The 10965-nt window shown below is 61.7% G+C and carries 9 protein-coding genes and 1 pseudogene; 7 read left to right on the plus strand and 3 right to left on the minus strand.

Annotated features, from left to right (window positions below; all coding sequences use genetic code 11):
- Nucleotides 1-1068: 1068 nt before the first annotated feature.
- Nucleotides 1069-1242 carry a hypothetical protein gene (locus ON21_RS38925; protein WP_157171070.1) on the minus strand — a complete coding sequence of 58 codons (174 nt, stop codon included), beginning with the start codon at nucleotides 1240-1242 and terminating at the stop codon, nucleotides 1069-1071.
- Between the two features lie 228 nt (nucleotides 1243-1470).
- A complete protein-coding gene (locus tag ON21_RS31390; RefSeq protein WP_039804078.1) occupies nucleotides 1471-2088 on the minus strand; it encodes a TetR/AcrR family transcriptional regulator in 618 nt (205 codons plus the stop codon).
- Nucleotides 2089-2178: 90 nt separating this feature from the next.
- Here ON21_RS31390 and ON21_RS31395 point away from each other — a divergent pair, with 90 nt between their 5' ends.
- The gene (locus ON21_RS31395) at nucleotides 2179-3180 is read left to right on the plus strand and encodes a hypothetical protein (protein ID WP_039804080.1); all 1002 of its coding nucleotides are present in this window, start codon (nucleotides 2179-2181) and stop codon (nucleotides 3178-3180) included.
- Between the two features lie 116 nt (nucleotides 3181-3296).
- On the opposite strand, the gene ON21_RS37615 is transcribed toward ON21_RS31395, so the two are convergent.
- Nucleotides 3297-3803, minus strand: coding sequence for a winged helix-turn-helix transcriptional regulator (locus ON21_RS37615; protein ID WP_083881003.1), 507 nt, complete (start codon nucleotides 3801-3803; stop codon nucleotides 3297-3299).
- 597 nt (nucleotides 3804-4400) lie between these two features.
- On the opposite strand from ON21_RS37615, the gene speE reads away from it, so the two are divergent.
- From speE to ON21_RS31430, 6 genes and pseudogenes are all read left to right on the plus strand, one after another.
- Nucleotides 4401-5333, plus strand: coding sequence for a polyamine aminopropyltransferase (gene speE / locus ON21_RS31400; protein WP_063821164.1), 933 nt, complete (start codon nucleotides 4401-4403; stop codon nucleotides 5331-5333).
- A 397-nt stretch (nucleotides 5334-5730) separates the two neighbouring features.
- The gene (locus ON21_RS31405) at nucleotides 5731-6432 is read left to right on the plus strand and encodes an HD domain-containing protein (RefSeq protein ID WP_157171071.1); all 702 of its coding nucleotides are present in this window, start codon (nucleotides 5731-5733) and stop codon (nucleotides 6430-6432) included.
- 237 nt (nucleotides 6433-6669) lie between these two features.
- On the plus strand, nucleotides 6670-7953 hold the full coding sequence (locus ON21_RS31410) for a fatty acid desaturase family protein (RefSeq protein ID WP_051021534.1): 1284 nt from the start codon (nucleotides 6670-6672) through the stop codon (nucleotides 7951-7953).
- Between the two features lie 28 nt (nucleotides 7954-7981).
- Nucleotides 7982-8947 (plus strand): patatin-like phospholipase family protein, encoded by a 966-nt coding sequence (locus tag ON21_RS31415; protein ID WP_157171072.1) that lies wholly within the window; start codon nucleotides 7982-7984, stop codon nucleotides 8945-8947.
- A 600-nt stretch (nucleotides 8948-9547) separates the two neighbouring features.
- The gene (locus ON21_RS31425; protein WP_157171073.1) at nucleotides 9548-10516 is read left to right on the plus strand and encodes a peptidoglycan recognition protein family protein; all 969 of its coding nucleotides are present in this window, start codon (nucleotides 9548-9550) and stop codon (nucleotides 10514-10516) included.
- 19 nt (nucleotides 10517-10535) lie between these two features.
- Nucleotides 10536-10965: pseudogene (locus tag ON21_RS31430) on the plus strand (acyl-CoA dehydrogenase family protein); the annotation flags it as partial.

Here is a 10965-nt window from a genome sequence, read left to right on the forward strand (position 1 = left end):
AGTCCGCCGCTGGTAGCGTTCCACCACACCAGGCACTTGTTCACGAAACGCAACGCAGCAGTGTCCTGTGGGGGAGACGAGTCGCCGAACCCGCACCCGGATGACTGCGGCCCGGCCACCCACCGGGACGTCGGCGAGGGCGCTTTCAGGATAACGTAATTGCGTTGTGCCGCATGCGCTCACAGGCTGCGCAGCACAGCAGAGCTGGCATTGAGGCCGGTGCTGTAGGACTCGTGGATCGAACTGGTGACCATACCGGCCCAAAGACGGTGTTATCGATCGGCTCGTAAAGGCCGTCTTGTTTCGAGTTGGGGGCGGGGTAGGCGCCCAAGGCGTACTTGTCCTGCGGCCAGTTTCCAGGGAGGCGGCGAGTCGCTGATTCTCGGGCAGGGCCAGCAGTTCACGTGCCGCGTCTCCGGTGGCCCAGTCGACCACGACCTGGCCGCAATAGCCGGGCTCGTCCACCGAGCCGTTCCACATGGTGGGGGGATTCACCGAGTAGTCCTCGATCAGATCCCACGGTTCCGGTAGGATCGGTGCCGCGAATTCGAGTAGGCCCTTGTACACCGGCAGTAGGCGACTTCCGAACAACTACTTGCGCAGGGTCTCTGGCAGCGGCGCGTCGAAATGGATCGTCCCCCGCCGCGCCTGGCGGCCGGGAGCGCCACCACGAGTTTCTTCCCGGGGAACACTTCACCGCCCGCGAGCACCTCGACGCCCTTGCGGCTATGGCAGACCATGGTGACCTCGTGCTTCTTCCGGATGTCCAGCCCGGTCGCTACCTGTTCGATTACTCTGTCGTACCCACCGATCGCGGAGAAGTCAGTGTAGCCGTCGTCGATCGGGGCCGTTGATCGGTGCGCTGAGTGCGGTTGCGAGGTTCTCAATCATCTCTTCGGCGGGCATTTTCGTAAACTGTTCACTGTCGGTATCGATCACCAGCAGTGCGAGGGTAGTTCTGCGGCGAAATTCCAAGACGCTGTAGGTGGTTGGCTGCGGTCTCTCCGGGCAGAGGTGCGGGCAGTGGGTCCGCAGTGTGGGCCGCCTCTGGGAGAAGTTGCAGAACTGTTAGGCGCGCTGGCTGACCCACGCACTCCCCGGGTTGAAGCGGCACCGCTCCACGTTCCATTGGTGCGTATCGATACCGGCGGGGCGCAGTAGCGGCCAGGTGGAGACGTTCGGGCCGTGCACGAGTTCGGCACCGCGTTCGGCTGGGATGCCCATACTGGTCCTGTCGGTCACTTCGTGAAAATCCAGCAGATGATTCTGTAGGACATCGAAACCACACCGGCGACTCGACGTGTGATCGCCGCCAACGATGTGCGCGGCCGACGTACGGTCAGACGATCGACCGATCTGCCGAGTTCCGGATGAGTGCGGCTGCTCGTCGAATTGGTGCATGGTTACGGCCAAACAAGAATTTCGTCGATCTTGCAGGTCTCCGCTACGTTCGCCATCGCCGAGCGCCGTCTACACCACCCTGTGAGGAGAACCTGCCCGACCCTCCGGCTGAAGTGAGGTGACCAGCGGCATGAAAATCTCGTCGACAATAGATATCACCGCGTCGTCGGTTAGCTCACCATGAACGAGTAGCTCGCTGCGAGCCAGGTCGGTCGGCAGTGAGACGACGCGGTCCGGGAGCGATCCCGCGCAGATCTCGCCTCGTTCGTCGGCCCGGTCGATCAAACGGCGTAGGACACCGTGATACAGCGCCGTACCTACGCGGCTTCGCAACTGCTCGGCTAGCGCCGGCTCCCGCATACTCTCCGCCATGACGCCCCAGACCGCCTCGGCACCGATCGTTGTGAAGCGCTCACGTCCGCGATACAGCAAGGCGATGACGTCACCGCGCAGTGACCCTGTGTCCGGTGGTTCCTCGTCTGAAGGGAGCACGTCGAAAAGTGCCGCGGTGACTAGCTCTGCCCGGGTGGGCCAGCGGCGGTAGAGGACCGGCTTGCTGGTGTGGGCCCTGGCGGCGACCCCCTCGAAGGTGAGGCCGTGGTACCCGACTGCGGTCAGCTCCTTCCTCGCGGCGTCGAGAAGGGCCCGCTCCAGGTCTCGGCCGCGGCGGCGAGTGACGGGGGGCATCTACCTACCTCACAGAGAACGTTGCGTTTCTTATCGACCTTAGCTTAGCATCGCGTTTAGTATACGTATCGTTTCTTATTGGAAGGCGGCATGAGTACACCATCCGCACCTACAAGCCCCTGGGGCCGGGTACTCCTCGTCACTTGTCTGACGGCGACCTTGCTCATCGGCATGCTCTCGGCGTTCGCCTTGCCAGCGATCAATTCCAAGCCACATGAGCTGCCTCTCGCGGTGTCCGGTCCGGGCGCACTGCAAACGGAACAGCAATTGGAGCGCGCCTACCCGGGTGCCTTCGACATCACTGTCGTTTCTGACGCTGGCGCCGCCAGGGCGCGCATCCTCGACCGGGATGTGTATGGCGCCATCAACACATCAGCCAGTGGAAGCCCAGAGTTGATGGTGGCTTCCGCCGCGGGTCCTGCGGTAGGGGCGCTGCTCAAGGAAGCGGCGACCAGGTTCGGCAACGACGTGCAAGTGACCGATGTTCGGCCGCTTCCAGCGGACGACCCCAAGGGCGCGGGGCTGAGCGCAGGCGCACTACCCCTGTCGCTGGGCGGATACATCGGCGCGATACTGCTGCTGTTCTTGGTACAAGGAACTGCCCAACGAGTCGTCGGTTCGATCGGCTTTGCTCTGGTAGGCGGCTTCTCCCTGACCGCGCTGCTGCAATACGGACTCGGGGCTGTCGACGGCAATTACTGGATTACAGCCGCGGGGGCTGCGCTTGGCATCGCCGCATCCTGCTGGATGATCCTCGGGATGCGCACCGCCTTCGGCAACGTCGGTCTCGCCCTCGGCGCGCTCACGCTGATATTCCTCGGAAACCCTCTGTCCGGACTCACCAGCGCCCCAGAGATGCTTCCAGCTGGCTGGGGCGCGTTCGGTCAACTGCTCCCGCCTGGCGCCACCGGCAGCCTTTTGCGCTGCCTCGCCTACTTTGATGGTGCGGGCGCAACCAAGCCGCTACTGGTACTCGCTGTTTGGGTGGTCTGCGGCGTGTTCTTTTTTGCGATAGGCACGCTTCGCGAAACTCGCCAGCGCGCGGCCGCGGCCTCAGACGCTCCTCGCCAAGCGGAACTCGCCTCGGTATGAGCAACCCGGTTGCATCGGGCAAACCGAATCACCGACGGTTCGGTCGAGGCAGGACCGCTTCATACGTGAAGCTTCTGCCACCTGCCCTGACGGCGCATCGAGTGCCCGGTTCAGTTCTACTCGATCGGCGGAGACGTGAGTACAGTGCCAATGATCGCGGTGCCCGGCGCCGGGCGTCCGCCGGGGCCAGGCCGGTATTCGACGGAATCGGCTGTCAGGTCGTTCCCGCACTGACCACAGGTCACAGCGGCCTCAGTGATGTGATGGCAGTCATGGTGATACAGGATCAGGGGTGGCCCGTCCGGACCCGCTTCCCAGCGATCGCCCCACGCCATTAAGGCGAGCAGAACGGGTACTAGGTCGCGCCCCTTGTCGGTCAGCAGGTACTCGAACCGGTCCGGATGCTGTTCATACCGGTGCCGGCGCAGGACCCCGGCGTCGGTCAGGCGCTGCAGGCGATCACTCAGCACGTTGGTCGCCACGCCGAGGTCGCGCTGAATCTCGTCGAACCGGTGCAACCCAACAGCGACATCACGGACGACCAGTAGTGCCCATGCATCGCCGACGATCGCCGCTGAGCGTGCGATCGAACACGCGATGCGGCCGAAGTCAGTTCTCGCCATCTCAGTCCCTTGCTATACGCAAGCCAGCAGTATAAGGTCGGTATATGCATCACGCTACCGTGCGGGAGCCAGCCTGGAGGATAAGCGTAACGCCGCCCCATTCACGGGCTCGGTCAGGGTATGAGTCAGATGCGTCAAAGTTGACAGGCCTAGCCCTCACGCTTTGACGTAAGTTTGCTGAACAACACAGTCCACGTGAAAATGCGCGTCCCGACAGCGGTGCGCTAGCGAAACTGGAATTGCAGCTGCTCGCGGAACGTCATTTTGGTAAGAAGCGCGTACTGTCGTCCAGGCTCGACCTTGTTCGGTGAGGTCGTATCGAGATCGTGTCGACTGATGTAGGGGCAGTGATCGTAAAATCAATGCAAGGTCCGCTACTGGTGCCGCTGTGGTGCCAGATGCTTTGTCTCTATCACTGCAGGTAGTAGGTCGCGGATTCCAAAGTTTTGCATTGAGACGGCAGTCGAGTGTAACGGTGCATGGCGACTGCCACTGCAGGCTCGGCTAGTAATTTCGCCAGCTAGATTTTCGTGTATTGCATGTATCCACAAGGGCGACAGTGCCCAAGTTCGGCCATCGAAGGAGTTTGATATTCAAGTGAACGAGCAGCTGGAATTCTTGGAGCAGGTCGGTAGCGATTTCTGGCTGGTGGAAGACGAGCGGGATAATCTGAAGGTCAGCTATCGCATCAAAGAAGTGATCTACGCCGGTTATTCTACATTTCAGCATGTGATGATATTGGATTCTTATGACTTCGGGCGCATGCTGGTATTGGACGGAGTGGTGCAATCCACATCTCTGGATGGTCACATCTACAACGAAATGATCACTCACGTTCCTATGATGATCCACCCCAACCCGGAGCATGTTCTGATCGTGGGCGGTGGAGATTGTGGTGCAGCTCGGGAGGTCGCGAAATATGACTGCGTCAAGAAGATCGACATGGTCGAAATCGACGAGCTCGTTGTGGAGGCGTGCAGAGAACACTTGCCCACCGTGTCGGGTAATTTGTCGGACCAGCGGGTGAATTTCATATTTGCCGACGGTGTGGAATTCATCAAGACGAAGAGGGGTTGTTACGATGTGATCGTGGTGGACTCTTCGGATCCCATCGGACCTGCTATGGGACTGTTTGAGTACGGCTTTTACCGTGAGGTGCATCATGCCTTGAAGGGGGACGGCTTGATGGTCTGCCAAAGTCAATCGCCATTGTTCCATCGAGAAGTTATGAATCAAACTGTACATCATCTCGAACGCTTGTTCCCAATAATCGGGGTATATGGCGCAACGGTGCCTACCTATCCGGGTGGGTTCTGGAGCTTCTCCCTCGGATCAAAAATGTACTACGAGATTCCGGCTACAATGTTCGACAAGAACACCAAGTATGTGAACGATGCGATCTTGCGTTCCTGTTTCGATCTTCCAGAATTCCTGAAACTGGTGCCTGATTCCGTCGGCGGTGAACGGCTGCCCGAGAACGCCGGTCATTGTGTGGACTCGGGGGTTGTCCGGCCAAATCTCGCCATCTAATGCCTGACCGCTAGTTGAGATTCGCCCTCTGTTGGCGTACGCGTAGAGCGGTGATCGGCTCAGTGGTCTTACGGGCCCGTGCCATGATCTCTTCCTCGCCTTGGGGACCCTACGGCGTGCAGTGAGTCGCGCGAGACCGCACATGAAGTGCCCGGAAGGCGCCGCCACAGGAGTCGATATAGGTGATGACCGCACGTCCGCCTAAATGGGAAATCTATTTTCATTGACACACAGGGATAGAGATGCCAATTCTGAAGAGAGCGAAATGTGCATCGGCGGGTCTATAGTGCTCTGCTTGGGCTCGTATCTTTTCGGCCCGATATGAGGAAGGTCAAGGTCCGTTATGGCACCACCTCAGGGATTTGAGTGGAGCTGGGCCACGATAACTGGTGGCAATTTGACCAGACGGCAGTGGAATCAATTGCTGAGTCTTCTTCTGTTCGCGATGCCGACTCTGCTGGGCGGGCGCATCACGTCATTCTTCGGTGCTCGAGGACCGACTGCGCAGCTCGAGGGGGCGGCGCTGCGGCCGCCCAATACACCGATGACAGCAGCCGCCGAACGGGAAGCGCAGAACCTGTTGAGTTCTACCATGCTGGAACACTCTTATCGCGTGTGGGCTTTCGGTAAGGCCCTGGCCTGCGTGCACAATGCCGAACTGGACGATGAACTGTTCTTCACCTCGGCCATGCTGCATGACATCGAGTTGGAGAACCCTCAACCAAACCGCTGCTTTGCAGTCCGTGGAGCCGAACACGCGGAGCGTGTGCTCAGCGGCCTCGGCGCCGGGGCCGATCGCGTCGCGCTCGTCCGCGACGGGATCGCCGGACACATGACTCTTGGTGTCGACTCCAACCTTTCCGATCTCGCCGGAGCGCTCGCCGCCGGCGCAGGAGTAGACCTGTTCGGCGATCGCCTCAGAGAACTCGACCCACAGTGGGTTGCCGACATCATCGCGCGCCATCCACGCCTGGACTTCAAGCGCCTCGTGACCCGCGCCGTGGCCCGCGAGGCTGAAGCCGTCCCCGACGGAAGAACTGCTCTACTCTACAGATTTGGATTCGAACTAATAGTCAACTGCGCACCGTTCTCCGAATAGCCCGCTGGGTCCCGCGCGATCGTGGTCTCACTGCTCGACGATCACGAGAGGATCAGTCGAACTCCTCCATAACCGCCCCGTCGTTGGAGAAATGCCCAACTCAACAGACAAGGGAACTTGGGGACCAGGCAGAGTGGGGACGGGCGTGCAAGAAGATGTCTTCAAAAGGCATCCGCATAGCTAACGAATTTGGACGATGATTGCCGGTCGCGTCCGACGAGATGCATAGGAATACTGTTGGCAGTCACGGATATCAAGGCATTCGCTCACCTTACTGAGGCAGATGTGGAAGCCCTCGGTAGCGAGCTCGACGAGCTCCGACGCAAAATAGAACAGTCACTTGGACAACGAGATGCGGACTACATTCGGCGCGTCATCAGAATGCACCGCGGCCTCGAGGTGGCCGCGCGCCTGCTGTTGTTCGCCGGGCGATACCGGGCGCCGCGACTGGCCGGGACCGCGATGCTGGCGGCCGCCAAAACCATCGAGATGATGGAACTCGGCCACAACATCAGCCACGGTCAGTGGGATTGGATGAATGATCCGGAGATCCATTCCACAAGCTGGGAGTGGGACTTCCTCGGCCCCTCCGCGCACTGGAAGCGCTCGCACAACTACGTCCACCACACCTACACAAATGTGTACGGCCTGGACGAAGACCTCAGCTTCGCAGTGCTGCGGATGACCCGCGATGAACCGTGGCGTCCGATTCATCTGATGCAACCCATACTGAACGTGGTCGTGGCGGCCGGGTTCGAATTGTCGATCGCCGTGCACGATTGGGCGCTCGAGCGACGGCATCTGGGCATTCCCCGAAGCCGGCTGCGGTCGAAGCCGAACATCGAGTTCGCGCGAAAGATCGCCCGCCAACTCGGCAAGGATTTCCTGCTGTTCCCGGCGCTGAGCGGGCGGAATTTCAAGTACACGCTCGCGGCGAACGCCTCGGCGCTGCTGCTGCGGAATCTGTGGGCCTACATGGTGATCATGTGCGGACACTTTCCCGACGGCGCCGAGAAATTCACCGCCGAGCAAGTCGAGACCGAGACCCACGGTGAGTGGTATTTGCGACAACTGTTGGGTACCACGAACTTCACCGCAGGCCCTGTACTGGCGTTCATGAGCGGCAACCTTTCCTATCAAATCGAGCATCACCTGTTTCCCGACCTGCCCAGCAACCGCTACCCCGAGATCGCCGAGCGTGTCCACGCGCTGTGCGACAAGTACGACCTGCCCTACACGACCGGGTCACTGCCCGCACAGTTCTGGCTGGCTTACCGCACCGTGTGCAAGCTCGCGCTGCCGGACCGATTGCTGCTCCGTACGTCCGACGACGCCGCGGAAACCAGATCGGAGCGGAAGTTTCTCGGGATTCGGCCCACCTGGCAGGCGACCGACCCGATCACCGGCGCACGGCGCGGGCTGCGCACGGCGCTGGCCGCGACCGACGCATCGATGCGGGCGGCGGGTCACGGTCGGGGTCGATGGTTTCGGGCGGCGATGGATCGCCTCGGTCGCCGGTAAGTGCTGGAAACAGGTGGAAGGACAGTCGTTGACACAGGAACGTCCCGTGGTCCGGATTCTGGCCGGTGTGGCCGGCCGCAGCCTCACTCTGATGGTGGGGATGGCGATCGGCGCGATGGATGCCCTCGCCGTCCGGCGCGACCAGATCAGCGGGCGACCCGGCCCCACGATGCAGCCGACCGTCGTGGGGGTCAGTGGCGGCGCCATCGCGGCGGCGGCGATAGCGCTGGGCATGACGCGCGGCGAGGCCAGGCAGATCGCGATCGAACATCCCGAGCAGGATGTCCTGGGTGCGAGAAGCTTCCGTGCTCTGCTCACCCGACGCGCGCTGTATCCCGAGGCGCGGATTCGCGAGCTCGCCCACGCCATCGTCGGTGACCGCACCTTCGCCGACTTCGCCCTCGACCCGAAACCGTCCGGGCAGCTACACGAGGCAGCATCGTCGCTGCTCATCCCAGTCTATTCGGCAGAACACGGCACCCTGCTGCTGCCACGAGACCTGCCGAAATTGGGTTTGTCCGACCTGCCCGTCGCCGATGTGCTCGTCGCCGCCACCCGCATACCGGGCGCCCTGCCCGCGGCCACGGGACTGGAGGACATCTTCGACGGCGGCTGCCAATATCGAGTCCCCCACGACATCTTCTCCCCACACCCGGCCCTCATCCTGGACCTCTACGGGCCCCAACCATACGACAGCCGTGGCGGACTGATCTTCCCGATCTTGCATCCCTCGCTGCCTGCCATCCGTAGTCGTCCGCGACCGTTTCACGACCCGGCCCTGCGCGAGACGACCATCTTCGCCCATCAACCCTACGGCGCCGCGCTCAAGCCCCCGGCACGATCATCCGAAGAACTCTTCGACACCGGATACGACATCGCCACCAGTTGGATCCATTCCCGAACCCACGAGCAACTCCGCACCATAGTCGACCCCCAGGTGCTCGGATTTCCGGATAAGGGCGCTGCTGCCAATCCAATTCAGTCGATCGCTTGATGATGCCATCGTTTCTTTCACGAACACCATGTTCGAGTACGCCTGCTGAGCCACACGGTTTCTCCGGCAAGAATGAAGTGTCGATTCGCCGCGATAATGGTCCTTTGTAAGCACCTAGTTGGAAAGGTAAGAGTTTGGATGTTGCTCCGTGAGATGACGGCATAATTCCCATTTAAGCTGCCCGACCGCAGCGGCCAGTCGGCCCTGCTGGAGGAAATCCTCGTCGGGCAACTCGGTCTTAGAAGACAGAAGGATCGATCGGCCTGCCAACGGCAGGCCGTCACCGCGCTGCCCACCAGGTGCAATATGCCAGACGAGGACGGTACAGACCTGCCGAATTGGCTGAGCTTCCACCTTCCGGCGGGAAGCGGGCTATTCGTTTCCTCCGCCCGGGTGGAGAACTGAGGTCAGACCAGTGTGGATCCGCGTTTCTTCGGAAACGGGCGTAAAAGAATTCGGAATCCCATGCGCCCTTGCAATTTCGACAGTCAGGAGTATGTGTAGATGTACGTGCATGAGTCAGCCGAGCCTGTGCAGCATCGCCCTGCGCAACCGGTGTTTCCCACGCGACGTGTCGTACTCGGCGGTGCCGTTGCCACGGTGGGCATCGCGCTGAGCGGAGGTCGCAATATCTCTCGCGCGCAGCCTGCAAGCGAGATCGACTGCCGTGGAGCGTTGTTCGCCGCTGTGCCGCACGGAGTGCGAAGCATACGGTTCCGGGTGCGCGGAGTATGGAGCGATCCGGTGGCGGTGCCACCAGCGCAGCATGGGCGCGATGACCGGCAGGCTGCGCTGTCCGAACTCGTAAGGGTCCCAGCGGGTGCCGCGTCGATCAGTCTTGATAGGCCGGTTGGCTTGTTCGGAGCCACGCCGGCCCAGCCGTTCCGGACGCCGGTGCCCACCTCGTACGCCTGGGGCTTCCCGGTGGTGTCCCGATCGGGATGGGGAGCCGACGAAAAACTCATGACCTGGGGTACGCCGGAGTATTCTCCAGCACAGCTGATTACGGTGCACCACTCGGCGATTCCGACAGGGGAGGAGTACAGCGACTACCGCGACGCGGTGAAGGAGATTTACCGCTATCACGCGTCGCCCGCCCCGCTGGGACAGGGCTGGGGTGATATCGGTTATCACCTCGTGATCGATCCCAACGGCGTCGTATATGCCGGTCGCAGTACCGGCACCGCCGAAAGCCCAGCAGACGACTCACCCATCTTCAAGCCCGGATCATCACTCGGACCCGGAGCCGAGATCATCACCGCGGGCCACGTTGTCGGGGCGAACACCGGCAACATCGGCATCTGTATGATCGGCGACTTCACCGACCACCTCCCCAGCAAGGCCGCGCTTCACAGCCTCGATATCGTGCTCACACGTCTGTGCAGCGGCTTGGGCCTGAACCCGTTTGCTCAGGTTCACTACGCGAATCCGGTCAATGGTGCCACGGCAATCATGCCCGCTGTCAGCGGCCACCGTGACTGGCAGGCCGTCGCTGGCGCCACAGAATGCCCCGGCGACTTCCAGCACGCCGTGCTGCCGCTGCTTCGCCAACTGTCTGCAATCGGCTGAGCCTTACGCGGAAAAGCAGGTGATGATGAGCACTCGAGACAGCGCAACGAAGCGACGTCCAGACACGTCCGCGGTCGGCCTGAACCAACCCAAGCGGGATTGGATGGGCGCGGCGATGCGGGTCATGACGAGCATTACCGGGTCGGAACTGGCCGAGAAATACAACCTGCGCAAGCCGATCGAGCGCGTCACCTACGAGGGCACCAAGACCGGCTTCCGCACGCTGGGCGCGGCGACCCGCGCGTTCGCCAAGGGGGCGGGCGGTGGCGCGCCGAAGCGCCTGGCCGCCAACGAGGCGAAGAACAAGGACTTCTTCGACCTGACGCCGACCGAAGAGCAGCAGATGATCGTCGAGACGGTGCAGGAGTTCGCCGCCGAGATCCTGCGCCCGGCCGCCCACGAGGCCGACAACGCCGGCCAAGGCGCCGCGCGACCTGCTCGAGCGCGCG

The sequence above is a fragment of the Nocardia araoensis NBRC 100135 genome (assembly GCF_000308435.1).
GTDB lineage: Bacteria > Actinomycetota > Actinomycetes > Mycobacteriales > Mycobacteriaceae > Nocardia > Nocardia araoensis.

What these genes read in the sequence shown, in the direction of transcription:
- ON21_RS31390 (WP_039804078.1), bottom strand. Translation starts at nt 2,088, where the DNA reads ATGCCCCCCGTCACTCGCCGCCGCGGCCGAGACCTGGAGCGGGCCCTT.
- ON21_RS31395 (WP_039804080.1), top strand. Translation starts at nt 2,179, where the DNA reads ATGAGTACACCATCCGCACCTACAAGCCCCTGGGGCCGGGTACTCCTC.
- ON21_RS37615 (WP_083881003.1), bottom strand. Translation starts at nt 3,803, where the DNA reads ATGGCGAGAACTGACTTCGGCCGCATCGCGTGTTCGATCGCACGCTCA.